Annotated in this window: 18 protein-coding genes; 10 read left to right on the forward strand and 8 right to left on the reverse strand. The window is 74.8% G+C overall.

Annotated features, from left to right (window positions below):
• Positions 1 to 34 precede the first annotated feature (34 nt).
• On the reverse strand, positions 35 to 1,360 hold the full coding sequence (locus Q7T67_RS01870) for a TIM44-like domain-containing protein (RefSeq protein WP_304785631.1): 1,326 nt from the start codon (positions 1,358 to 1,360) through the stop codon (positions 35 to 37).
• A 166-nt stretch (positions 1,361 to 1,526) separates the two neighbouring features.
• On the opposite strand from Q7T67_RS01870, the gene Q7T67_RS01875 reads away from it, so the two are divergent.
• Positions 1,527 to 2,321 (forward strand): enoyl-CoA hydratase/isomerase family protein, encoded by a 795-nt coding sequence (locus tag Q7T67_RS01875; RefSeq protein ID WP_304785632.1) that lies wholly within the window; start codon positions 1,527 to 1,529, stop codon positions 2,319 to 2,321.
• A gap of 20 nt (positions 2,322 to 2,341) precedes the next feature.
• On the opposite strand, the gene npdG is transcribed toward Q7T67_RS01875, so the two are convergent.
• Complete coding sequence (npdG, locus tag Q7T67_RS01880; protein ID WP_304785633.1) at positions 2,342 to 3,016, reverse strand: NADPH-dependent F420 reductase; 675 nt, start codon at positions 3,014 to 3,016, stop codon at positions 2,342 to 2,344.
• A gap of 232 nt (positions 3,017 to 3,248) precedes the next feature.
• Here npdG and Q7T67_RS01885 point away from each other — a divergent pair, with 232 nt between their 5' ends.
• Positions 3,249 to 4,013, forward strand: a complete 765-nt coding sequence (locus tag Q7T67_RS01885) for a DUF4386 family protein (protein ID WP_304785634.1) — start codon at positions 3,249 to 3,251, stop codon at positions 4,011 to 4,013.
• A 101-nt stretch (positions 4,014 to 4,114) separates the two neighbouring features.
• On the opposite strand, the gene Q7T67_RS01890 is transcribed toward Q7T67_RS01885, so the two are convergent.
• Together Q7T67_RS01890 and Q7T67_RS01895 are read right to left on the reverse strand one after the other, a co-directional pair.
• A complete protein-coding gene (locus Q7T67_RS01890; protein WP_304785635.1) occupies positions 4,115 to 6,394 on the reverse strand; it encodes a cation-translocating P-type ATPase in 2,280 nt (759 codons plus the stop codon).
• The gene (locus Q7T67_RS01895; protein ID WP_304785636.1) at positions 6,391 to 6,594 is read right to left on the reverse strand and encodes a hypothetical protein; all 204 of its coding nucleotides are present in this window, start codon (positions 6,592 to 6,594) and stop codon (positions 6,391 to 6,393) included. The genes Q7T67_RS01890 and Q7T67_RS01895 overlap by 4 nt, the downstream gene beginning before the upstream one ends.
• Positions 6,595 to 7,239: 645 nt before the next feature.
• Between Q7T67_RS01895 and Q7T67_RS01900 the strand changes: the two genes are divergently transcribed.
• Positions 7,240 to 9,744 (forward strand): lytic murein transglycosylase, encoded by a 2,505-nt coding sequence (locus Q7T67_RS01900; protein ID WP_304785637.1) that lies wholly within the window; start codon positions 7,240 to 7,242, stop codon positions 9,742 to 9,744.
• A gap of 68 nt (positions 9,745 to 9,812) precedes the next feature.
• A complete protein-coding gene (locus tag Q7T67_RS01905; protein WP_304785638.1) occupies positions 9,813 to 11,564 on the forward strand; it encodes an ATP-binding cassette domain-containing protein in 1,752 nt (583 codons plus the stop codon).
• 114 nt (positions 11,565 to 11,678) lie between these two features.
• Here the strand turns inward: Q7T67_RS01905 and Q7T67_RS01910 are convergent, their stop codons facing one another.
• Entirely contained in the window at positions 11,679 to 13,451 is a 1,773-nt protein-coding gene (locus tag Q7T67_RS01910; protein ID WP_304785639.1) for an acyl-CoA synthetase, read from the reverse strand.
• 27 nt (positions 13,452 to 13,478) lie between these two features.
• On the reverse strand, positions 13,479 to 14,078 hold the full coding sequence (locus tag Q7T67_RS01915) for a TetR/AcrR family transcriptional regulator (RefSeq protein WP_304785640.1): 600 nt from the start codon (positions 14,076 to 14,078) through the stop codon (positions 13,479 to 13,481).
• 151 nt (positions 14,079 to 14,229) lie between these two features.
• Here Q7T67_RS01915 and Q7T67_RS01920 point away from each other — a divergent pair, with 151 nt between their 5' ends.
• Together Q7T67_RS01920 and Q7T67_RS01925 are read left to right on the forward strand one after the other, a co-directional pair.
• Positions 14,230 to 14,724 (forward strand): universal stress protein, encoded by a 495-nt coding sequence (locus Q7T67_RS01920; RefSeq protein WP_304785641.1) that lies wholly within the window; start codon positions 14,230 to 14,232, stop codon positions 14,722 to 14,724.
• Between the two features lie 392 nt (positions 14,725 to 15,116).
• Entirely contained in the window at positions 15,117 to 15,830 is a 714-nt protein-coding gene (locus tag Q7T67_RS01925; protein WP_304785642.1) for a hypothetical protein, read from the forward strand.
• A gap of 30 nt (positions 15,831 to 15,860) precedes the next feature.
• On the opposite strand, the gene Q7T67_RS01930 is transcribed toward Q7T67_RS01925, so the two are convergent.
• Together Q7T67_RS01930 and Q7T67_RS01935 are read right to left on the reverse strand one after the other, a co-directional pair.
• Entirely contained in the window at positions 15,861 to 16,781 is a 921-nt protein-coding gene (locus Q7T67_RS01930; RefSeq protein WP_304785643.1) for a glycosyltransferase, read from the reverse strand.
• A gap of 32 nt (positions 16,782 to 16,813) precedes the next feature.
• Complete coding sequence (locus Q7T67_RS01935) at positions 16,814 to 18,838, reverse strand: NADPH-dependent 2,4-dienoyl-CoA reductase (protein WP_304785644.1); 2,025 nt, start codon at positions 18,836 to 18,838, stop codon at positions 16,814 to 16,816.
• Between the two features lie 189 nt (positions 18,839 to 19,027).
• Here Q7T67_RS01935 and Q7T67_RS01940 point away from each other — a divergent pair, with 189 nt between their 5' ends.
• From Q7T67_RS01940 to Q7T67_RS01955, 4 genes are all read left to right on the forward strand, one after another.
• Positions 19,028 to 19,684, forward strand: coding sequence for a peroxiredoxin (locus Q7T67_RS01940; protein WP_304785645.1), 657 nt, complete (start codon positions 19,028 to 19,030; stop codon positions 19,682 to 19,684).
• A 166-nt stretch (positions 19,685 to 19,850) separates the two neighbouring features.
• Positions 19,851 to 20,813 (forward strand): NAD(+) diphosphatase, encoded by a 963-nt coding sequence (gene nudC, locus Q7T67_RS01945; protein WP_304785646.1) that lies wholly within the window; start codon positions 19,851 to 19,853, stop codon positions 20,811 to 20,813.
• A 117-nt stretch (positions 20,814 to 20,930) separates the two neighbouring features.
• Entirely contained in the window at positions 20,931 to 24,179 is a 3,249-nt protein-coding gene (ileS, locus tag Q7T67_RS01950; protein WP_304785647.1) for an isoleucine--tRNA ligase, read from the forward strand.
• A gap of 71 nt (positions 24,180 to 24,250) precedes the next feature.
• Positions 24,251 to 24,850, forward strand: coding sequence for a PRC-barrel domain-containing protein (locus tag Q7T67_RS01955; RefSeq protein WP_304785648.1), 600 nt, complete (start codon positions 24,251 to 24,253; stop codon positions 24,848 to 24,850).
• Positions 24,851 to 24,953 lie beyond the last annotated feature (103 nt).

Genomic DNA, 24,953 nt, shown 5'->3' on the forward strand with positions numbered 1-24,953 from the left:
GCGGGCGGCACCGCGCCGGCCCGCCGCGCCGACCTCAGCCGTCGGCGCCGACGAGCAGCCAGGGCCGCTCGGCGTCGTCGTCCAGGCGGAACGTCCAGCGCTCGGCCCGCTGGGTCTCCTTCGTGCGCGACCCCTCGACGACGGCCTGCGTGTCGCGGTCCTCGCGGTACCAGCGGGCGCGGTGGCGGATGACGACGGAGATCTTCGGCGGGGCGGTCGAGCCGTCGACGCGGTCGATCACGACCTCCTCGATCCGCGCCCCGCGGACGACGGTGCGGATGCGGTCGTCGCCGCCGTAGAGCAGGGCCTGGACCGCCTGCGGGGTCGCGAGGCGCTCGAGGGCGGCGTCGCTGCCGTCGATGGCCGTGGTCCACGCGCTGACGGCGTTGCGGACGGCGATCTGCAGGACGTCGGGGCTGAAGCGGTCGTCGACGAGCGCGAGGTCCAGGGCGACGGCGCGGGCGTCCTCGGTCATGTCGGCCGGGACGACCTCGGCGAGCGCGACGGCCTCGCCGGCGGCGTCGGCCGTGGCCATCTCCGTGCGGGTGCGGTCCGCCAGGGACGGGTCGCTGTCGGGACGGGCGACGACCGGCGCGCTCAGGTTGTGGTCGCCCTCGCCCTCCTCCTCGATCGACACGAGGATCCAGCGGCCGTCGCGGCGGCCGAGGGTCCAGTACTGCGAGAGCTCCACGTCGGGGCCGGTGGCGCCGTCCTCGTAGAGCGTCTCGCCGCGGCGGGTCTCGACCCAGCTCTGCGCCTTGGCACGGACGTGCACGACGACCTGGTCGTCGTCCTCGCCCTCGCGGTTGGTCAGGCCCACGATCTGGACCTTGGGCGCCGCGGTCACGCCGGCGTGGGCGTGCCAGCCGCGACGGTCGAAGTCGTCGAGGCGGCGGGTCCACTCGCGCAGCAGGTCGGGCCCGACGAGGTGGGCCAGGCGGTCGCGGTCGCGGGTGTCCCAGGCCTCCTGGGTGTCCACGACGAGCCCGGCCGCCGCGGCGCGGACGTCGTCGGGGTCGAACGCCGAGTCCTCCATCGCGGCCTCCATCGCCGCGGTGACGACGGTGGACTCGCGGGCCTCGCGGTCCTTGGCGGTCGCCCGGCGCTTGGAGGCCGCCGCACCGTTCTCGAACTGCTTGGCGAGGAACGGCACGACCACGAGCAGGACGACCGCGATCAGGACCATGAACAGCAGGACGCCGGCCCCGCCGAACGGGATGAAGAAGATGCCGCCGCCCCCGCGACCACCGCCCCCGCCGCCGAATCCGCCGCCGCCGCTGGACCGGCCGCCGGAGAAGCCGCTCGAACCGCGTCCGGCGAGCGCGAGGACCGTGGGGTGCGCAAGCAGCGTCGAGAGCATCTTCCGAGGATGCCAGTTCGGCGCTCGCGGCGTGGCGGGTAGCCGCTCGTCGGGGCCCGGCGGGTCGCGGGCGGCCGTCGGCCGGGGCCGCCCCGGCGACGGGCCGGACGGCGGCGTACCCCGTCCCGGCCGGTCGGCGCGCGCGGGGCCTGGGACGATGCCCCGCATGAGCCCCACCCCCTCGTTCGACGGTGTCCGCTACGGGACCGCCGACGGCGTCGCGACGATCGCCCTGGACCGGCCCGAGACCCGCAACGCGCTGTCGGACGACCTGCTCCGGTCGATCATCGGCGCGTTCCGGGCGGCGCAGGAGGACGAGGAGGTCCGCGTCGTCGTGCTCGCGTCGACGCACCCCAGGACGTTCAGCGCGGGTGGGGACCTGGCGGGCTTCGCGAGCGAGGTCCCGCTGACGACGAAGCACCGCGGGATCCTCCTGTGGCCCGAGCTGTTCACGCTGATCGGGACCCTCGGCAAGCCGGTCGTCGCGAAGGTGGGCGGCCACTGCCTGGCCGGGGCGTTCGGCCTGACGCTGGCCTGCGACCTGGTGATCGCCTCGGACGCCGCGGTCTTCGGCACCCCGGAGATCAACGTCGGCGTCTTCCCGTTCATGATCGGCGCGCTGCTCTACCGCAACCTGCCGCGCAAGACGGCGACGGAGCTGATGCTGCTCGGCGAGCGGTTCGACGCGGACGAGGCGAGGCGGATCGGCGTGGTCAACCGCGTCGTCCCCCACGACGAGCTCGACGCCGCCACGGACGCCCTGGCCGCGCAGCTCGCGGTCAAGTCGCCGCTGCTGATGCGGATGGGCAAGGACGCGATCTGGCGCCAGGGGGACATGACGCTGGAGGACGCCTGGGACTACCTGCGCTCGCAGCTGGCCCTGGCGTTCTCGACGGAGGACATCCAGGAGGGGGTCGCGGCGTTCAAGGAGAAGCGCGACCCCGTGTGGAAGGGGCGCTGAGCGCGGCCGCGGCCGCGGCCTCAGATCCCGGTGATCCGGATGCCGGAGTGGGCCTTGAAGCGGATGTTCATGCCGATCAGGAGCGGCGTGAGACCCTCGGCGATGCGGGACATCTCGAGGCGACCGGCGTCGACGGGACGCAGCCCCGAGCCGATCTTCGAGATCAGCTCGATGACGGGCTCCTTGTCGGCCTTGCGGTCGCCGCAGACGAGGGTGTCCTGGTCGAGGGACGCGTCGAGGTCCGTCAGCGACGCGCCGTCGATGGTGTGCAGGGCGGAGACGACGCGGACGCCCTTGGGCACGAGCGACTGCGTCTGCTGCGCCGCGGAGCCCTGCCACACGCCGATCAGCTGGGTCGGCTTGCCGCCGACGGCGGGCCCCAGCGGCACGGTGACGTCGAGGACGATCTGATCCTCGCGGAGCGCCTCGGCCACGCTCTTGACGGTGCTCGCCGACGACGCGAACGGGACCGTGATGGCGACGATCCGGCCGGCGGCCGCGGCTGCGGCGGCGTTCTCGTCGCCGCGGACGTCGGCACCGGGGACGACCTCCAGGGCGCGCTCGGCGGCCTCCTGCGCCCGGCCCGCGTCCCGCGACCCGATCACGATCGGCACCCCGGCCTTGGCGAGGCGGACGGCCAGGCCGAAGCCCAGGTTCCCCGTCCCACCCAGGATCGCCACGGTGTCGCTGCTCATCTCGTCCTCCACGTCGGTTCGGTCCGGGGAGCGCCCCGGCGGCCGGCGGCGTCCCCTCGCGTCCGGGCGCTGGGCCCGGAGCAGGGCGGATCGTAGTCGTGCCGACCCGCACCGGAGCTCCCGTGGCGCCGGGGACCCGACGTCCCGCGGGTGCGGTGGTCCCGAGGACGTCCCCTCCCCGGGAGTCGGAATGCGACACCCCGTCCGATCGCGGAACGGAGAGACTGCGCGCATGGCGAAGCGCAAGAGCGATGCGGCGGTGCTGGCGGAGGAGCGGCGGGCGGGTCGGTGGGCCGCGGCGGCCGGGCTCGGCAGCCTCGTGGCGACCGTCGCCTCCGTGGTCGTCGGCAACGCGGGGTCCGCGGGCTCCGGGCTGTCGTCCTCCCCGACGGGGTCCGGCGGCGAGGACGACGACCGCCTGCAGGCCCTCGTCGACTTCCACGACCACGTCGGGCTGATGGCGGTCTCGACGGTCCTCCGCGCCCTCAGCCTGCTGCTGATGATCGTGGTCGGCCTCTACGTGATCCGCCTGGTCCGCACCCGCGACGCCCGCACGGTGCAGCCGTGGCTCCCGGCCCTGACGTGGGCGGCACCGATCGTGCTCTGCGTGATGCTCGTCGTCGGCTTCGTCGCCTCCGCGGACGTCGCGAGCACCCTGACCGGCGACGGCGCGCAGACGGCCGAGCGGGCCAAGCAGCTGGTCGACGACTCGGCCGGCCTGGCGGTCGCCGACATCGGCGGCGTGCTGCTGCGGGTCCCGATGGCGTTCTGGGTCGCGTTCCTGGCGATCGCCGCGATGCGCGTCGGCCTGCTGACGCGCTTCCTCGGCTACTGGGGCGTGGCCGCCGGCGTGTGCCTCGTGCTGCTCGCCGGCAGCGGCGACGCGCTCCTCGTGGGGTGGATCGGCAGCGTCGGCGTGCTGGCCTCGGGCTACTGGCCCGGCGGTCGCCCGGCGGCCTGGGACAGCACGAGACCGCAGGCGATCGAGGCGATCTGACCCGGACGCCGCAGGGCCGCCCGCGGCACCGTCCCGCCGGCGGCGCGTTCCCGCCCGCCGGCACCACGCCGAGCGCCGGGTCCGCCCGACCGGGCGCGTCGCTAGGCCGCCGGCGCGCCGCCCGTCCCCGGTCGGTCCGCCCGGAAGCTCCGCAGCCGCAGGGAGTTGCTCACGACGAAGACGCTCGAGAGCGCCATCGCGGCGCCGGCCAGCAGCGGGTTCAGCAGCCCGAGCATCGCCACCGGGATCAGCACGACGTTGTAGGCGAAGGCCCAGAAGAGGTTGACCTTGATGGTCCGCAGGGTGCGCCGGGCCAGGCGGATCGCGTCCGCGGCGGCGCGCAGGTCGCCCGAGACGAGCGTCAGGTCCGACGCCTCGATCGCGACGTCGGTGCCCGTCCCGATCGCCAGTCCCAGGTCGGCGAGGGCGAGCGCCGGCGCGTCGTTGACCCCGTCGCCCACCATCGCCACGACGCGGCCCTCGGCCTGCAGGCGCGCCACGACGTCGGCCTTGCCGGCCGGCAGGACGCCGCTGATCACCTCGTCGATGCCGACCTCGGCGGCGACCGCGCGCGCCGTGGCCTCGTGGTCGCCCGTGAGCAGCACGGGCCGCAGGCCGAGGTCCTTCAGGCGCGCGATCGCATCGGCGCTGGTCGGCTTGACCGCGTCGGCGACCACGAGGACGGCCCGGGCCCGGCCGTCCCAGCCGGCCACGACCGCGGTGCGCCCGAGCGCCCGGGCGGCGTCCAGCGCCTCGGTCAGCGACGCGGGGACGGGGAGGTCGTGGTCCGTCAGGAGCTCGGGGCGCCCGACGACGACGGCGTGCCCGTCGACGGTGCCCGCGACCCCGAGGCCGTCGAGGGACCGGAAGCCGACGACCCCGGGCAGCGCGCCGGCCCGCTCCCGTGCGCCGGCCGCGATCGCGCGGGCGATCGGGTGCTCCGACGCGTCCTCCAGGGCCCCGGCGAGACGCAGCGCGAGCTCCTCGTCGGCCCCGTCGACCGCGACGTCGACGAGCGTCATGCGGCCCGTCGTCACGGTGCCGGTCTTGTCGAGCACGATCGTGTCGACCCGGCGGGTGGACTCGAGGACCTCGGGGCCCTTGATCAGGACCCCCATCTGGGCGCCCCGCCCGGTGCCGACCAGGAGCGCGGTGGGCGTGGCCAGCCCGAGGGCGCAGGGGCAGGCGATGATCAGCGTCGCCACGGCGGTCGAGAACGCGAACGTCGCGCCCGAGCCGTCGCCGAGCCAGAAGCCGAGCGTCGCGACCGCCAGCACGATGACGACCGGGACGAAGACGCCCGAGACGCGGTCGGCGAGCCGCTGCACCGGCGCCTTGCCGGTCTGCGCGTCCTCGACGAGCCGGCCGATCTGCGCGAGCGCGGTGTCGGCCCCGACCCTCGTGGCCCGCACGACGAGCCGCCCGCCCGCGTTCAGCACGGCACCGGCGACGGGGTCGCCCGGACGCTTCTCGACGGGCACCGACTCGCCGGTGAGCAGCGACTGGTCGACCGCCGAGACGCCCTCCTCGACGACGCCGTCGGTGGCGACCTTCTCGCCCGGCCGGACGACGAAGCGGTCCCCGGGCGCCAGGCGCTCGATCGGGACGCGGCGCTCCGTGCCGTCGGCGCCCAGCACCGCCACGTCCTTGGCGCCCAGCTCGAGCAGCGCGCCGAGCGCCGCCCCGGCGCGGCGCTTGGCGCGGGCCTCGAAGTACCGGCCCGCCAGGATCAGCGTCGTCACGACGCCCGCCGTCTCGAGGTAGACGTGCGAGCTCGACGCGTCGCGGTCCAGCACGAGCTCGAGCGGCATCTTCATGCCGGGCTGCCCGGCGTCGAGCAGGAACAGCGCGACGACGCTCCACCCCCACGCGGCCAGGGTGCCGACGGAGATCAGCGTGTCCATCGAGGCCGAGCCGTGACGGAGGTTCTGCCACGCGGCGCGGTGGAACGGCCAGCCGGCCCAGAGCACCACCGGGGTGGCCAGCTGCAGCGCCAGCCACTGCCAGTTCTCGAACTGGAGCGCCGGGATCATCGAGATCAGCAGCAGCGGCACCGAGAGGACCGCGGCGCCGGTCAGGCGCAGTCGCAGGTCGCGCAGGTGCGCGTCGCGGGGGTCGACCGCCCCGTCGCCCGCGGCCGCCGCGGCCTCGGGCAGGCGGGCGCCGTACCCCGCGGCCTCGACCGCCCCGACCAGGTCGTCGGCCCCGACGACGGCGGCGTCGTAGGTGACCGACGCCTTCTCCGTCGCGTAGTTGACGGTGGCCTGCACGCCGTCGAGCCGGTTCAGCTTCCGCTCGATCCGGTTGGCGCAGGCGGCGCAGGTCATCCCCGTGAGGCCCAGCTCGACGCGCTCGCCCGCGGGCGTCTCCGTCGCGCTCATCGCCGCACCCCGGCAGGATGGTCTGCCTCGTCGCCGCCGCCGTGGCCCGCCGGGGCCCGGTCGCGGTCGTGCGCGGGGGCGTGCGCCGCTCCGCCGGGAGCGTCGTCGGTCGGGTCGATCGCCGCCCCGGCCAGGACGGACCCGCCGAACACGACGGCGAGCAGGACCGCGAAGCCGGTGAGCCGGGCGGGGACGTTCATCGGGTTCTGCGGGGGTCGTGCGGCACGGGAGCTCCTGCGGTCAGGGTAGTCCTGAGCGTCGTCGTCCCTCGAGTGTCGCATACCCCCAGGGGGTACCGCTCCGAGGCAGCGCGGCACCGACCACCCCGTTCGGGTCAGCGGGCACCCGCGTGCCGGCGATCAGGGGGAGCCGCCGTCGTGACGGGACCCGCGGGGCCTCGCCCGCCCAGGCCCGGAGGAGCGGCCGACCACGCCACCGGCGGCGGCGCCCACGGACGCGACGCGGGCCGATGGGGCGGCGTCCCACCGCCGGGTACGGCCGGGCCGGGGTCGGTGGGACGCGAGGACGGGGCCGATCGGGCTCCCTGTCCGGTCAAGACGTCCGACGGTCGACCCCGCGGTGGGGCCTAGGCATCCGACCTAGCCCTTTCGGGGGAGAGCAACGACCCTTGCGGGTGGTTGCTATGTGTGACCACGATCCCGTACGGTGCCCCGAGAGCATGGCCCGCAGCGGTCTCGCGAGCGTCGGCCGGTTCCGGCGGCGAGCGGGGAACCGGTGGGGTCGGAGCGTCGTGACCGTCATCATGACCCGCCCGTCGACAGACGCCTGTCGGAGTGGTAGGTCGGACGACGGTCCACGGACCAGGAAGCCTTGGAGAGCAACACGTGAGCCGCAAGACGAAGATCGCAGTGGGCCTGTCGACCGCGGGGGTGGTCGCGGCCGGGTTCGGCGCGGCCGGCTCCGCGTCAGCCGAGTCGAGGACCCTGACGGTCACCCTCGCGGGCGGCACCGTGCTGCAGATCAACGTCGACGTGCCCCCAGGCACGCCGATCGACCAGATCCCGCTCCCGGACCTGGGCGGGCTCGTCGTGCGCGTCACGGGTCCCGGTCCCGCGACCACCCCGACGCCGGCCACCCCCGCGGCCCCGGCCGCACCGACGACCGAGGCGACCCCGGCGCCCCCGACCACGACGGAGGCCGCGCCGGCCACGCCCGCCGAGGCCAAGAAGCAGAAGAAGCAGCGCCGCAAGGTCGAGAAGGCCGAGGGCTGGGCCAACGGCACCTCCTCGGAGAAGAAGAAGAAGTCCGAGAAGTCCGGGAAGAGCGAGAAGCCGGACGCGCAGGGCGACGCGGCCGACGCGTCGGAGGCCTCCGGTGGGGCCTCCACCGGCCCGGACGGCACGACGATGACCGACGCCGGCGGCGCGCCGACGCCGGCCGACCCGACGTTCTCGGAGTCGATCCCCGGCGCCGCCCCGCGCGGCGTGCCGAACTTCTTCATCGACAAGTTCCGCATCCCGCCGTTCCTGCTGCCGATCTACCAGGCCGCCGGCGCGCAGTACGGGGTGCCGTGGGAGATCCTCGCCGCGATCAACGAGATCGAGACGGACTACGGCCGCAACCTCAACGTGTCCTCGGCCGGCGCGCAGGGCTGGATGCAGTTCATGCCCGCCACCTGGAAGGGCTACGGCGTCGACGCCAACGGCGACAAGCAGGCCGACCCGTACAACCCGGTCGACGCGATCTTCGCCGCCGCCCGGTACCTCAAGGCCGCCGGTGCGGAGAAGTCGATCAAGAAGGCGATCTTCGCCTACAACCACGCCGACTGGTACGTCGACTCCGTCCTGCTGCGCGCACGCCTGATCGGCGGGCTGCCGCCGGACCTCGTCGGGTCGCTGACGGGTCTGACGCAGGGCGTCTTCCCCGTCTCCGCGAAGGCGCGGTACGCCGGCGACGACAGCAACAAGAAGCTGCGGGTCCGCGCGAAGAAGGGCAAGAACGCGGCCAAGGCCGTCGACAGCACCTCCCGCAAGGAGACGAACATCTTCTCCCGCCCGGGTGCCGCGGCGGTCGCGGTGCAGGACGGCCGGATCGTCAAGGTCGGGAGGAACCCGCGCCTGGGGCGCTTCGTGCAGCTGCGCGACGTGTACGGCAACACCTACACGTACGGCAACCTGAAGACGGTCGCGGAGTTCTACCCCGTGCCGAAGAAGGGCGCGATGAAGGCGGCCGAGAAGGCCGAGGCCCGGCGCCTGGAGCGGCTCGCCAAGGCGAAGGACCCGGTCCCGGACGCCCCGGCGTCCGCCGGGTCGCAGTCCGCGCCGGAGCAGCTCGTCGCCGACGCCGCGGGCGGCCTGGCCGACACCGCGACGTCGGGCATCGACGAGACGACCGGCCGGATCAACGGTGCGGTCGAGCCGCTGTTCGCCAACCCGGCCCGGAAGATGGCGCGGAAGAACGGCGGCGCCGAGCAGCTGGCCGACCAGCAGCTCGAGCAGGGCACCTCGAAGGTGTCGCTGAACGGGTGGGACAAGGACGACGTCGACCTCCGGCGCCTGAAGAAGGGCGCGAAGGTCATGGCCGGCACCGTGGTCGGTCGCCTCGGCCGGACGAACCCGCGGACGACGCCGCACCTGCAGTTCGAGGTCAAGCCGGCCGGCAAGGGCTCGCCCCGGGTCGACCCCAAGCCGATCCTCGACGGCTGGAAGCTCCTCGAGTCCACCGCCGTGTACCGCGCGAAGGGCAGCAACCCGCTGTTCGGCGACGGGGTGGCGACCGCCGGCCAGGTGCTCCTGATGTCGAAGGAGCAGCTGCAGACGCGGGTGCTGCAGAACCGCAACCTCGGGATCTACGAGGAGGGCCGCCGCGACATCGCCGCCGGCGCCATCGACCGGCGCGTCCTGGCGCTCATGGAGTACCTGACGGCGTCCGGTCTGCGGCTGACGATCTCGTCGCTGCGCTCCGGCCACAGCCGCCTGTCGAAGTCGGGCAACGTGTCCGAGCACTCGACCGGCAACGCCGTGGACATCGCGTCGGTCAACGGCATCGTGATCAACCGCGGCGAGCAGGGCCCGGGCTCGATCACCGACTCGACGATCCGCCAGATCCTGCAGCTGCAGGGTGCGATGGCGCCGCACCAGATCATCTCGCTGATGACGCCGAAGGACTTCGGCGGCGCGGCGAGCATCCTCGCGCTGCCCGACCACGACGACCACATCCACGTCGGGTTCCGGCCCGAGGTCGGCCAGGGCGCCGCCCTGGGCAAGCAGGTCACGCAGCTGCTCGAGCCGGGCCAGTGGATCAAGCTGATCGACCGCATCGGCGAGATCGCCAACCCGACGGTCCCGACCGAGGTCTCCAAGGACGCGATCAAGACCGGGGACGACTGAGTGCCGCGCCGCTCCCCGGGCCCCTCGCCCGGGGCACGGGGACGACGGACCGTGCGAGGATCACACTGATGTCCTCGCCCCTCAGCCAGAACGACACCGAGGCCGGTCCGGCGACCCCGAGGCGGGGCGGCCTCTCTGGGCGCGGCATCCGCGTCCAGGCGGGCGGCGCGACGCTCGTGCGCAGCGTCGACATCGACGTCCGGCCGGGCGAGCTCTGCGCGATCATCGGCGCCTCCGGTGCGGGCAAGTCGACGCTCCTGCGGGTGCTGGCGGGCGTCAACGCGCCGAGCGCCGGCACGGTCACGGTCGACGGCGAGCCGATCGACTACGCCACGGACTCCGTCGGCTACGTGCCCACCGGCGACCTGGTGCACCCACAGCTGACCGTCCGCGAGGCGCTGCGCTACGCCGCCGCCCTGCGGGCCTACGACGTGCCGGTCCGCGACCGCGAGACGCGCGTCGAGGCGGTCCTCGAGGAGCTGCACATGACCCACCGCGGCGACGCCCAGGTGCGGTCGCTCTCCGACGGTGAGCGGCGTCGCGTGGCGGTCGGCACCGAGCTCGTCGGCGAGCCCTCGGTCGTCGTGCTCGACGAGCCGACCTCCGGCCTGGACCCCGGCCTCGAGCGCCGGCTGATGGTGCTGCTGCGGGAGCTCGCCGACCGCGGTCGTGCGGTCCTCGTCACCACCCACGCCACCGGCAGCCTGCGGCTCGTCGACCGCATCGTCGTGATGGCGTCCGGGGGCCGGATCGCCTTCGTCGGCTCGCACGACGAGACCCTCCGGCACTTCGGCGCCACGACCATCGACGAGGTCTACGCGATGGTCGAGAGCTCGGACGACTCGACCGACGTCGTGCCCGTCCGCAACTACGACGCGGCGGACGCCCCGGCCCAGACCTCCAACAACGTCTCGGCGCGCCGGCGTTCCGCCCCGCCGATGACGGCGCAGATCAAGACGCTCTCGTCGCGCTACGCCCTCTGCATGCGGCGGGACGCGCGGTCGTTGACGCTGATGATCGGCCAGGCGCCGATCATCGGGATCGCGATCGGGCTGACCGTCCCGAGCAACATCCTCAGCAACGCGGTGCTCGGCCCGTTCTACGGCGTGCTGCTCGCGTTCATGATCGTCATCGGCGCGGTCTGGCTCGGCCTCATCGCCGCCTGCCGCGAGATCGCCCGGGAGCGGGGCGCGCTGCTGCGCGAGGCCGCCGTCGGCGTCCGCCTCGACGCGTACCTGCTGTCGAAGTGCGCGGTGATCTTCCCGCTCGTGGCGTTCCAGACGTTCCTGCTGATCCTGCCGGTCGCGGCGCTGCAGCCCCCGGACGGCACGATCATGGACTACGGCGGCGTCCTGGCGGTGTCGATCGTCGCGGCCTGGGGCGCGGTCGCGATCGGGCTGCTCGTCTCCGTGCTCGTCCAGAACGCGGGCCAGGCCACGACGGTGCTTCCCCTCGTCGTCATCCCGCAGCTGCTGCTCGCCGGCGCGCTGATCCCGCCGTCGCAGATGATCGCCCCGATCAAGGCGCTCTCGGACATCACCCTGGCGCGCTGGGCGCTCTCGGGCATCGGCAACGCGCTGGACCTCGGGCCCGGCATCTCGTCGGACCTCTCGACGGTGACGGGCCTGGAGGGCTCGTTCTTCGCCCAGGGGATCGTGCAGCCGATGGTGATGATCGCGCTGCTCTCCGGCGTCGTCCTCGTCTTCACGGCGATCGTCCTGGACCGTCGCGTCATCAACGCGATCTACGACGAGTACGACGTGCTCGACGACGCCGCCCCGCCGTCCGGCGCGAAGCGGACCCCGCAGCCCGCCGCCTGACCGACGGCCGGGACGTCCGCCCGGGGGCGGACGTCCGGTCGGCCCGGGCGTCCGGCGCGGAGGCCGCACCGCGGGCCGTCGCGCGCGGGCATCCGCGGACGACGGCGACGGTCCTCAGCCCTGCGCGCGCAGGCGGTCGCGCAGCTCCGTCCGGCGGATCTTGCCGCTGACGGTCTTGGGCAGCTCCGTCACGAAGTGGATCTCGCGGGGGTACTTGTACGGCGCCGTCAGGCCCTTGACGTGGTCCTGCAGCTCCCGGGCGAGCGCGTCGGAGGCCTCGACGCCGGCGGCCAGGATCACGAACGCCGTGACGATCTGGGTCCGTTCCGGGTCGTCCTTGCCGACGACGGCGGCCTCGACCACGGCGTCGTGCTCGACGAGCGCGGACTCGACCTCGAACGGTCCGATCCGGTAGGCGGACGACGTGATCACGTCGTCGTCGCGGCCCTCGAACCAGAGGTAGCCCTCGGCGTCGCGGGCGGCCTTGTCGCCCGTGAAGTACCACCCGCCCCGGAACCGCTCGGCCGTCGCCTCCGGGTTGCCGTCGTACCCGTGGAACAGGCCGACGGGGCGCCGGTCGCCGTCGGTGCGCACGGCGATGTTGCCGACCTCGCCGTCGGGCGCGCGGCGGTCCTCGTCGTCGAGCACCTCGACGTCCCAGCCGGGCACCGGCAGGCCCATCGAGCCGGGCCGGACCGGCACGGCGCGGTAGTTGGCCACCAGCACCGACGTCTCCGTCTGGCCGTAGGCGTCGTAGACCGTCAGGCCGCCCGTCCCCCGGGCCCACACCTTGATGACCTCGGGGTTCAGCGGTTCGCCGGCGCTGGTGCAGTGCCGCAGCGCCGACAGGTCGTAGGCGCCCAGATCGGCCTGGACGAGCGTGCGGTAGAGGGTCGGGGGCGCGCAGAACGAGGTGATGCGGTGCTCGGCGAGGATGCGCAGGATCGTGTCCGCGTCCGGCCGGCCGAGGGCGACCTGGACGATGGTCGCGCGCTCGTGCAGCTGCCCGAAGAGCCCGCCCCAGGCGGCCTTCGCCCACCCGGTGTCGGTGACCGTCCAGTGCCGGTCGCCCGACCGCAGGTCGTGCCAGAAGCGGGCGGTCGGCACGTGCGCCAGGCCGTACTCCTGGGAGTGGGTGACCATCTTGGGGTGCGACACGGTGCCGCTCGTGAAGTACGTCAGCAGCGGATCGTCCCGGCGGGTCGGCGCCTCCGGCAGCGCGCCGCCGTCCGGGGCCGTGGCGGCGACGAGGTCCGCCAGGTCGTGCCAGTGCGCGGGGTCCTCGCCGGCGGGGCGGTCCGTCCCGCCGACCACGTCGGTGCCGCCGACCGCGCCCGGGTTGTCGTCCGCAGCCGTCCCGTCGGCCTCGCCCGAGGCGTCCGGGCGCACCAGCAGCCGCACGCGCAGGGCCGGGAGCGGCGCGTCGATCGCGTCGATCTTCGCGAGGCCCGCGGCGTCCGTCACGGCCGCGACGGCGCCGGCCTGCTCCAGCCGGTAGGCGATGTCCTTCGGGGTCAGCAGGTTCGGTCCGGGCATCGGCACCGCGCCGATCCGCATCGCCCCGAGCACCACGGCGTACCACTCCGCGATCCGCGGCAGCATGACGAAGACGCGGTCGCCCGGACCGACGCCCAGGTCCAGGAGGACGCGCGCGGCGCGGCGGGCGTCGCGGGCGAGGTCCGCCGCGCTCTGCTCCGCCGTCACCTCGCCGGTCGGGCCGAGCGAGAGGACCGCGAGGGCCTCCGGGTCCTCCGCGGCCCAGGACTCGACGATGGCGATCACCGGGTTGTAGACGTCCGGCACGTCGAGCCGGAAGGTCCGGCGCTCCTGCGCGTGGTCCTGCAGGCGCGGCGACGCGTCGCGACCGGGGGTGGTGGGCTGGTGCATCACGGTGGGTCCTCTCGTCCTCGTGGGCTACGCGCCGCCGTCGGCCGCCATGCCGCGCAGCACCAGGTCGGCGAGCCGGTGGGCACCCCCCTCGCCGAGGGCCTCCACCTCCTTCGCGGCCCGGAACGCGAGCCGCAGGTCCTGCGCCCCGGCGTCGGGCCGGAGCGACCCGTGGACGCGGGCGCGCTCGACGAGGGCCTCCAGCGCGGCCGAGGCCCGGGGGCGGACGGCCCGCACCTCCGGGTGCTCCAGGCTGATCGCCCAGGCCTCGTGGGTGACGTGATCCTCCAGGGCCTCGGCGACCACCGCGTGGGTCACGTCGCGGAGCGCGAGCCACGGGTCCGGGCCGTCCGCCGCTGCCTCGAACTGCTCCGCCACCCGCTCGATCCGGTGCGCGACGAGCGCCGCGATGACGTCCTCCTTGCGCCCGATCTGCCGGTAGATGCTGCCGACGCCCACGCCGATCGCCTCGGCCAGCGACGGCATCGACGCGTCGAGGCCCTCGCGGGCGAACAGCTCCCCCGCGACCTCGAGGGCGCGGGCGCGCTTGCCGGCGCCGTCGAGATCGTTCCAAGCGACGGCGACGTCCTCCGGCGGCGTGCCGGGACCCGGGGGCGGAATCTCCATTCCGGTAGTGTAGGGAACGAACGCGGGACCGTGTCCCGCGTCGGGGCCCGGCAGGTCCGGGCCCCACAGACAGGACGCGAGTCCTGATCCCCGGCCGGCCCCGCCCCCGATCGTGCGCCGCCGACCGCCACCGCAGCAACGGAGGTCCCACATGACCGCTCCCGACAGCACCGCCCCCTCGGGCGTCGTCCTCATCGCCTACGACGGCTCGGCCAACGCCGACCACGCCATCGACGTCGCCGGAGCCCTCCTGGGCGGCGGCCCCGCCGAGGTCGTCCACGCCTGGGAGCCCGTCTCGAGCGCCGCGGCGCGCTCGGCCGTCTACGCCATCGCCTACGACGACACCGGCGTGCTGCTCGAGCGCGAGCGCGCCCTGGCGGCCGAGACCGCGGAGGCCGGGGTCGCCCGCGCCCGCGCCGCCGGGTTCGAGGCCACCGGGTCGGCCCGGAGCGGCAGCGGCCCGCTCTGGCAGACCATCGTCGAGCGCGCGGAGGACCTGCGCCCCCGGCTCATCGTCATGGGCACCCGGGGCCTGACCGGCGTCCGCTCCGCCCTGGCCGGCAGCGTCTCGCACCACGTGGCCTCGCACGCCGACGTCCCCGTCCTCACGGTGCCCCTCGCCGAGGAGCCGCGCCGGGGCCGCTGAGCCTCCGCGGCGTCGCGGGCGTCCGGACGGTCCCGGACGCCCCGCGGCGGAGCCGGAAGGAACGTCCGGCGTCGTCCGCCCCGTCCGCCGCGGCGGTCCAGGCGGTGTCCGTTGGAATCTGCGTTCGGGCGCAACCGGGGGATTCCGAAGGCAAGCGGACGCCGTCCGCGGGGCGATCGGACAGACCCGGACCGGACGCCTGCCCGGGTCTCCGTGGAATCCCGCACAGGAGGGTTTCGGATCCGGCTACGCGGGTGAAGGAATGGCATCATCAGCAACGGGCAGCGCCCGCCTGTCGAGGCCGAGAGCCTCGGACGAGCGACGCCGGCCTGTCCCCCGCCGTGCACGCCCCCGACGACGGTCCGCGCCGTCCCCCGAGGACACGCAAGAGCATGACGACGAAGCCGACCCCGACCACCGCACGAGACGCCCGCCCGCCGAGCGGACTCGTCCGTGGACCCGCCGACGACGCCCGCGACGAGGCCGAGCGCCTCCGTGCGGCCCTCGTGGCCCTCGAGCGGGTCCGGACCCAGCTCGCGAAGACCCAGCGGACGCTCGACGCCTTCGTCGCCCAGATCACCGGGACCCCGGACGGGTCCCACATGCGCACGCACCTGCCGCCCGCCCCGCAGCCGTCGGCCGGGTCCGCCCCGCCCGCCCCGAGGACGACGGCGTCGACCGACCCGCGCCGGTTCGATCCGCCGGAGGTCCTGGCGGGCCACCTCCGCCCGACGGCCGAGCTCCAGCCCCCGCCGCTGCCGCCGGTCCCACGCCCGTCCGCCCCGGCTCCGGCGGTCGCCGTCCCCGGCGCGCCGGTCGCCACGACGCCCCGTCGGGCGACGCCCGCGCCCCTCGTCGACCACGTGAAGCGTCCGGGCGAGCGTCCTCCCGTGGCCCGACCCGGTGGGCCCGACCCCGCGGTCGACGCCCCGATGCCCGCCGCCCCCGCTGCGGGACCCGTCGCTCCTCGGACCCACGAGGTCGCGGTCCCGTCGGCCTCGCACGCGGTGCCCGCCGCCCCGGCCGCCCCGGCGGCCCCTGACGTTCCGCCCGTGGCCGCCGAGCGCGCGCCCGCGCAGCTCGTCGACCTCCCCTCGCACGTCTGACGTCGCGGCGCTGCCCGGCGCCGCGACCGATCAGCCCAGGGTCCTGCGCCACGCCGCGGCGAGCAGCGCGGCGTAGGCGTCGGTCCCGTGGCGCTCGGCCACGGTCCGGCCGGCCACGCGCGGGTCCTCCTCCTCGAGGTGCGGCCGCAGCGCCCGCAGCCAGCGCGGCAGGTCCCACTCGGCGCAGAGGCATCCGTCGACCGCACCGACGGTCTCCGCGTGCGCGCCCGTCCGGGTGGCCAGGACGGGGACGTCGCAGGCCAGCGCCTCGACGGCGGCGAGCCCGAACCCCTCGTGCTCGGACGGGATCACGACGGCCGTGGCGGCGTTCAGCCACGCGCGCATCCGCTCCGGAGGCGCACCCCCGAGGGTCCGCAGCGGCAGTCCGGCGGCCTCGGCGAGCTCCCGGGCGCGGTCGACGCGCTTGACGCGGCGGTCCGGTCCGTAGGGGAAGAGGAGGAACCGCTCGTCCGGGTCCAGGCCGAGCTCGCGGCGGGCGTCGGCGCGCGGGAGCGGTCCGAACCGCCCGAGCTCCAGGCCGACCGGCAACGGTGCCGTGCGTCGGCGCAGGACCGCCGGCACCATCGACGCGAGGTCCGGGGAGGCCAGGCCGATCAGGCGCTGCGACGGCAGCACCGCCAGGGTCACCGGCCTCGTCGTCCGGTGCCGCAGGTCGCGGCCGTGCAGGGTGACGCCGCGCAGCCGCGCCCGGACGACCAGGGCGGGGACCGCGGTCAGGCCGAAGTGGGAGTGGACCACGTCGTAGCGCCGGCCGCGATGCCGGTGGTGCAGGCGGGCGGCCGCCGCCCGATAGTCGCCCGGCGCGAACTCGTCGAACGCGACCTCGAGCCCGTCGATGCGCCGCAGGGCGGCCACCTGGTCGCGGACGAACCCGCCCCGTTCGGGGTGCTCGGCGTCGGGAGCCATGTTCGAGACGACGAGGACGTGCACGCCGACCATCGTGCCAGGGCGGCCCGGTCCGCTCAGAGCCGCGCGGCCAGCTCCGTGCCCTGACGGATGGCCCGCTTGGCGTCGAGCTCCGCCGCGACGTCGGCGCCACCGATCACGTGGGCCCGGACCCCGGCCGCCTCGAGCGGGGCGAGCAGCTCGCGACGGGAGTCCTGTCCGGTGCAGAGGACGACGGTGTCGACCCGCAGCAGCTCCGCGCGCCGGCCGTCGGGCGCGTCGGTGTCGGGCACCGTGAGGTGCAGGCCGTCGTCGTCGACGCGCTCGTAGGTGACCCCGCCGTGCAGCCGGACGTCGTGGTGCTGCAGGGCGGCGCGGTGCACCCAGCCCGAGGTGCGGCCCAGGCCGGCGCCGTGCTTCGTCGTCTTGCGCTGGAGCAGGTGGACCTCGCGCCGGGCGGGCGGGGCGGCGACCGCGGTGACCCCGCCACGCGCGGTGGCCGGGTCGCCGACGCCCCACTCGGCGGCCCAGGCCTCGGGGTCGAGGGTGGGGGACGCGTCGTGCAGCAGGAACGTGCAGACGTCGAAGCCGATGCCCCCGGCGCCGACGACGGCGACGCGGTCCCCGACGGCTGCACCACGCAGGACCTCGTCGTAGGGGAGGACGCTCGGGTGGTCCGCGCCGACGAGGCCGGGCACCCGGGGCCGGACCCCGGTGGCGACGACGACCTCGTCGTACCCGCCCAGGCGCGCGGGGTCGGCGGTGGTCCCCAGGTGCAGGGCCACCCCGGTCCGCGCGATGCGGCGGTCGTAGTACCGCAGGGTCTCCCGGAACTCCTCCTTGCCCGGCACCCGCGCGGCGAGCAGGAACTGCCCGCCGATCTCGGGGCCCGACTCGAACAGGTCGACGGCGTGGCCGCGCTCGGCCAGGGTCGTGGCGCAGGCCAGGCCCGCGGGGCCCGCGCCGACGACCGCCACGCGCCGCTCGATCGCGGCGGGTGCGACGACGAGCTTCGTCTCGTGCGCGGCGCGCGGGTTGACCATGCAGCTGGCCGTCTTCTTGCGGAAGGTGTGGTCCAGGCACGCCTGGTTGCAGGCGATGCAGGTGTTGATCTCGTCCGCCCGCCCGGCCTGCGCCTTGGCGACCCACTCGGGGTCGGCCAGGAGCGGCCGCGCCATCGACACGAGGTCGGCGTCGCCGGCGGCCAGGAGCGCCTCGGCCTGGTCGGGGTCGTTGATCCGGTTGGAGGCGACGACGGGGATCGACACCTCCGGCCGCAGCCGGGCGGTCGCCCACGTGAACGCGCCACGCGGGACCGAGGTGACGATCGTCGGAACGCGCGACTCGTGCCAGCCGATGCCGGTGTTCAGGATCGTGGCGCCGGCCGCCTGGACCTCGCGGGCGAGCGCGACGGTCTCCTCCCAGGTCTGGCCGTCCTCGACGAGGTCCAGCAGCGAGATCCGGTAGACGACCACGAAGTCCGGGCCGACGGCCTCGCGGACCGCCCGGACGATCTCGACGGCGAAGCGGCGCCGGCGCTCGGGCGTCCCGCCCCACGCGTCGGTGCGGCGGTTGGTCCGCGGCGCGAGGAACTGGTTGACGAGGTAGCCCTCCGACCCCATCACCTCGACGCCGTCGTACCCCGCCTCCTGCGCGAGGACGGCGGACCGGGCGAAGTCGGCGATCGTCCGGCGGACGGTCCCGGCGCGCATCGCCCGGGGGCGGAAGGGGTTGATCGGCGCCTTGATCGCGGAGGCCGACTGCGACAGCGGGTGGTAGGCGTAGCGGCCGGCGTGCAGCAGCTGCAGGGCGATCCGGCCGCCCTCCGCGTGGACGGCGCCCGTCACGGTCCGGTGGCGCCCGAGCGTGCGCGAGGACCGCAGGTCCGAGGCGGTCGGGAACAGCCAGCCCGTGCGGTTGGGGGCGTAGCCGCCGGTGACCATCAGGCCGACGCCGCCGCGGGCCCGCTCGGCGAAGTAGGCCGCCAGGCGACCGGCGTCGCGTCCGCGGTCCTCGAGCCCGGTGTGCATCGAGCCCATCAGCACGCGGTTCTTCAGCACGACGTGCCCGAGGTCGAGCGGCGCCAGCAGGTGGTCGTACATCCTACTGACGGTAGCAACCGCCGGTCCGAAGTTACAGCGCTGTAGCAAAGGCTCGGCGAGCGTCGAGCGCCGGACGCTCGGCGGTCGGATCCGCCCGCCTCACGCAGCTCCCGCGCGCGACCGGCTAGGGTGAAAGCCGATCCGCAATCTCCCATTGCGGCGCACGACACGTACGAAAGGGACCCCAGCATGGCGCTCACCATCGGCGACACCGCTCCGGACTTCGAGGCCGAGACCTCCGCCGGCAAGATCAGCTTCCACGACTGGATCGGGGACAGCTGGGCCGTCCTGTTCTCGCACCCGCGCGACTTCACGCCGGTCTGCACGACCGAGCTCGGCTACATGGCCGCGATCAACGGCGAGTTCGAGAAGCGCGGCGTCAAGCCGATCGCGATCTCGGTCGACCCGCTCGACAACCACGAGAAGTGGTTCGACGACATCGAGGAGACGCAGGGCTCCCGTCCGACGTTCCCGCTGATCTCGGACACCGACTTCAACGTGGCGAAGGCCTACGGCATGCTGCCGGCCGACGTCGCCGGCGACCCGACCGATCGCACCCCGGCCCAGAACGCCACGCTGCGCAACGTCTTCGTCATCGGCCCGGACAAGAAGATCAAGCTCGTCCTGATCTACCCGATGACCACGGGCCGCAACTTCGACGAGGTGCTGCGCGTCATCGACTCGCTGCAGCTCACCGCCAAGCACGCCGTCGCCACGCCCGCCCAGTGGCAGCAGGGCGAGGACGTCATCATCGCCGGCTCCGTCAACGCGGAGGCCGCCAAGGAGAAGTACCCCGACGGCTGGAAGGAGCCGAAGCCCTACATCCGGATCGTCCCGGCCCCGTAGGTCCTCGGCCCCCCGGTCCGCGCGGCGGACCGGGGGCCACGCAGTCCCTCGCCCGCGCCGGCTCCCGGCGCGGGCGACGTCGTTCCGGGGGCGGTCGCCCCGTCGGCCGGGAGCGCCGACGCGCCGCGAGGCGGAGCCCCCGCGCCCCGCCGACTAGGGTCGACCCATGCTCGAGCCCAACGCCCTCACCGGCGCCGAGATCGATCGGGCCGCCGATCGTCGTCGGCGGGACCCCGAATGGCTCCGCACCCAGCGGCGCGACCCCGGCGCCCGGGCGCTCGTGCTCGGCGACGCCGGCGTGCGCGTGTCCGGCACGGCGCTCGACCTCGTCCCGCTCGACGACGTCGTCGAGGGCGCCCGGCGGATGGACGACCTCGTGCTGCTCGGCGTCGACGCGCACGGGCCCGTCTACGCGATCGACGAGGACCCGCCGCCGCCCGGCGTCCGCGCGCGGCTGGTCGGGGCGGGCGGGATGCGCGGCGAGGCCGCGCCGACGGCCTCCGCCCGCCTGGGCGTGCGGGAGGGTGCACAGACGCTCTCCCAGGCCGAGGGCGGCCTCGTCGCCTACGCCACCGGCATCCTCAACTGGCACCGCGCGACGCGGTTCTGCGGCGTCTGCGGCGGCGCCACGACCTCGGGCGAGGGCGGCATGTCGCGGACCTGCGACGTCTGCGGCACCGGGCATCACCCGCGCACCGACCCCGTCGTGATCATGCTCGTCGCCGACGAGGCGGGCGACCGGGTGCTGCTCGGCCGCCAGAGCGCCTGGCCGGCCCGCCGGTACTCGACGCTGGCCGGGTTCGTCTCGCCCGGCGAGAGCCTGGAGGAGGCCGTCGCGCGCGAGGTCCTCGAGGAGGTCGGCGTCCTCGTCGGACCGCCCGAGTACCACAGCTCCCAGCCCTGGCCGTTCCCCTGCTCGCTCATGCTCGGCTTCATCGTGCCGTACCTCTCGGGCGAGATCGGCGGCACCGACGACGAGCTGCAGGACGCCCGCTGGTTCTCCCGCGACGAGGTCCGCGAGGCGGCGCTCGACGACTCCTGGGACGACCCGCCGGAGGGCGACGGGCTGCTGCTGCCTCCGCGCTCCGCGATCGCCCGCCGGCTCATCGAGAGCTGGGTCGGGGCGTAGGCGGGAGCCGGGTCGGCGGGGTGCCCGCGACCGCGGCGTCCCGGCCGGGCCGACGCCGACGGATCGCCCGTCCCCAGGGGCGATCGGCCGCGGGCGCGGTCGTCCTACACTTGGTCGGTGTCCGCTCCGCCCAGTCGCGCCGTGATCGATCCACGGCAGTCGTTCCCCGAGCTGGAGGCCCGTGTCGCCGAGCGGTGGGCGTCCCGGAACGTCTTCGCCCGGTCCCTCGAGCAGCGCGACGGTGCCGAGCCGTGGGTCTTCTGGGAGGGTCCGCCGACCGCGAACGGCCGTCCCGGCGTGCACCACGTCCTCGGTCGCGTCTTCAAGGACGTCTTCCCGCGCTTCCAGACGATGCGGGGCCACCGGGTCGAGCGCCGCGGCGGCTGGGACTGCCACGGCCTGCCGGTCGAGATCGCGGTCGAGAAGCAGCTGGGCCTGCACTCCAAGCACGACATCGAGAACCTCGTCCCGGGCGACACGCGGGCGTCGATCGAGCGCTTCAACGCGGCCTGCCGCGAGTCGGTCTTCACGTTCCTCGAGGACTGGGACCGCCTGACCCGCCGCGTCGGCTTCTGGGTCGACCTCGAGGACGCCTACCGGACGATGGACGCGAGCTACGTGTCGTCCGTGTGGTCGGCGCTGAAGGAGATGGACGAGCAGGGCCGCCTCTACCAGGGCAACAAGGTCGTCCCGTTCTGCACCCGCTGCGGCACCGCGCTGTCCTCGCACGAGGTCGCGCAGGGCTACCAGGACATCAAGGACACCTCGGCCTACGTCCGCCTGCCGGTCGTCGCGGACCGGCTCGGTCCCGACAGCCCGCTGCAGGACGGCGACAGCCTGGTCGTCTGGACCACCACGCCGTGGACGCTGTGGGCGAACGTCGCGGCGGCCGTCAACCCGGACGTCGAGTACGTGCGTGCCCAGGCGCCGGACCGCGACGGGGTCGGGCACGTCGTCGTCGTGGCGCGCGACCTGGTCGAGGCGGCCCTGGGCGAGGACGCCGAGATCCTCGGCAGCGGGTTCACGGGCGAGCGCCTGGCGGGGGTCGTCTACGAGGCGCCGTTCGTCGCGGAGGGCCGCCGCGACGGCGGGCGCGGCGCGGTCATCACCGCCGACTTCGTCTCGACCGACTCGGGCACCGGCGTCGTCCACCTCGCCCCTGCGTTCGGCCAGGACGACTTCGTGGCGATCCAGGATGCCGCCGGCGCCGGCGCGTTCCCGGCCGGCATCGACGCCGCGGCGTTCGACGCCCGCGACCCGACGACGCTGCTGAACCCCGTCGGCGAGGACGGCACCTACGACGAGCGCGTCACCTCGGTCGCGCCGCAGTACGCCGGGCGCTTCGTCAAGGACCTCGACCTCGACCTGGTCACGGAGCTGGCCGAGCGCGGCCTGCTGCACCGCAAGCAGCGCTACGAGCACTCCTACCCGCACTGCTGGCGCTGCGGCACGCCGCTGATCTACTACGCCCGCCCGTCCTGGTACCTCGCCACGGCGGCGGTCCGCGACAACCTCCTGGCGGCCAACGACACGGTCACCTGGCACCCCGAGCACATCAAGGAGGGCCGGTTCGGCGAGTGGCTGCGCGGCAACGTCGACTGGGCCATCAGCCGCTCGCGGTACTGGGGCACGCCCCTGCCGGTCTGGCAGTCCACGACCGTCCCCGAGGGCGAGGAGCTCCCGCGGCGCGTCGTGATCGGCTCGCTGGACGAGCTGGCGGAGCGCTCCGGGGTCACGCTCGACGACCCGCACCGCCCGTACGTCGACGACGTCGAGTTCGAGGAGGACGGCCTGACGTTCCGGCGCGTCCCCGAGGTCCTCGACGTCTGGCTGGACTCCGGCGCGATGCCCTTCGCGCAGGACGGCGCCCCGCACGACCCCGACGGGCTCGCCCACTACGAGCAGCACCGGATCGCCGACTTCGTCTGCGAGGGCCTCGACCAGACCCGCGGCTGGTTCTACTCGCTGCTGGCCGAGAGCGTGCTGCTGCGCGACGAGGCGCCCTACAAGAACGTGCTCTGCCTGGGCCTCATCCTGGACGAGAACGGCCAGAAGATGAGCAAGTCCAAGGGCAACGTCGTCGACCCGTTCGAGGCGCTGGACCGCTTCGGGGCCGACGCGCTGCGCTGGTACTTCTTCACGAGCAAGCAGCCGTGGGAGGGCTACCGCTACTCCGACGAGGCGGTCCGCGACGGCGTGCGGCTGTTCCTCCTGCCGCTGTGGAACACCGCGAGCTTCTACGCCCAGTACGCCCAGATCGCGGCGGACGCCGACGAGGCGGTCGAGGGCACGACGACCGAGCTGGATCGCTGGATCGCCAGTCGCCTGCAGGCGACGACGCAGATCGCCACGGAGGCCCTGGACGCCTACGACGTGACGACCGCAGGCCGGGCGATCGGCTCCTTCGTCGACGAGCTCTCCAACTGGTACGTCCGGCGCTCGCGCCGGCGCTTCTGGGCGGGCGACCCGGTCGCGCTCTCCACGCTGCGCGACGCCCTGCTCGGGGTCGCGACGCTGCTGGCGCCGCTGGCCCCGTTCGTCGCCGACGAGCTCTACGTGCAGCTCGGCGGCGAGCACGACTCGGTCCACCTGGCGGACTGGCCCGCGGTCGACGTGTCCGCGCGTGACGAGGCGCTCGAGGCCGACATGGCCACTGCGCGGGAGACGGTCCGCCTGGGCCTCGCGGCCCGCGCGGCGTCGGGGCTGAACGTCCGCCAGCCGCTCCGCAAGGCGGTCATCGTCGCCACCGGCGACGAGCGCGCCGCGATCGAGCGCCTCGGTGCCGTGATCACCGACGAGCTGAACGTCAAGACGCTCGAGTTCGTCGCCGACGCGGACGAGCTCGGCCGCGTCGCGCTCAAGCCGAACCTGCGGGCGCTCGGCCCGCGCTTCGGCAAGGGCATGAAGGACGTCCGCGCCGCGATCGAGGGGCTCGACGGCTCGCGGGTCGCCGCCGCGCTGCGGGCGGGCGAGCCCGTCGTCGTCCAGGTCCAGGGCACCGACCACGAGCTCGGCGAGGACGACCTGCTGATGTCGCTCGAGACGCCCGAGGGCTACGGCCTGGAGCGCGAGGGCCGGCACGCCGTGGCGCTCGACCTCGAGGTCGACGACGCGCTCCGCGCCGAGGGCCTCGCCCGCGCGGTCCTGCGGCAGGTGCAGGTCGCCCGCCAGGACGCGGGCTTCGAGGTCACCGACCGGATCGCGCTGCGGCTCGCCGGCGACGAGGCGGCGCTCGACGCGGTGCGCACCCACGAGGCGTACGTCGCGGCCGAGGTCCTCGCGGAGTCCGTGGCCTACGACGGGGCGACGGGCGCGCCCGTGACGGTCGACGGCCGCGAGGTCGTCGTCGAGGTCGCGAAGGTCTGAGCCCGGCCGGCGGCTGCGGACACCCGTCCGTCGCCGTCGTGGCGCGCGCCCGCGATGGGTACGGGTCGACCATGCGCGAGATCGAAGCCATCCAGGACTGGAAGGGCCAGGACGTCGTCGACGTGGCCGAGCAGAAGGTGGGCAAGCTCGAGGACGTCTGGTTCCGCGTCGACGGTGCCGAGCCCGTCCTGATCTCGGTCAAGAGCGGGCTGCTGGGCCGCAAGCGCCACCTGATCCCGCTGCAGGGGTCGACCGTCACGCGGTCGTTCGTCCGCGTCGCGTTCCGCGAGGACCAGATCTCCGGCGCCCCGCAGAACGACGACGACGACCGGCTGTCGCCCGCCGAGCTCGCCGCGGTCAAGGAGTTCTACGGCGTGGACATCGACGGCCCGGCCGACGCCGAGCTCGAGTCCGGCGACGCGCGCGACGCCCGCATCCGTGCGGCCCGCGAGGCCCGGGCGGCCGCCGACAAGGCCGAGCAGGCGGCGACCTCCGCCGCCGAGGAGGCGCGCGAGATGGACGAGCGCGCCGTGCTCGCCCGCAAGGACTCCGACGACGCCCAGCGGCGCAGCGAGCAGGCCGCCGCGCACGCGACGGAGCTGCGCCGGAAGGCCGACGAGGCCCGCGTCCCCGAGCTGCACACGACGATCCCCGAGGGCGTCGAGGGCTGAGCCCCGCGCCCCGGCGACCCCGCGGCCCCTCGCGGGGCACGTCGATCGCCGCGGCCGACCGGCCTCAGCCGCGCGGGCCGCGTCCCGCGCCGGCGTCGACCGT

Origin of the sequence: Patulibacter sp., from assembly GCF_030655195.1 — a bacterium.
GTDB lineage: Bacteria > Actinomycetota > Thermoleophilia > Solirubrobacterales > Solirubrobacteraceae > Patulibacter.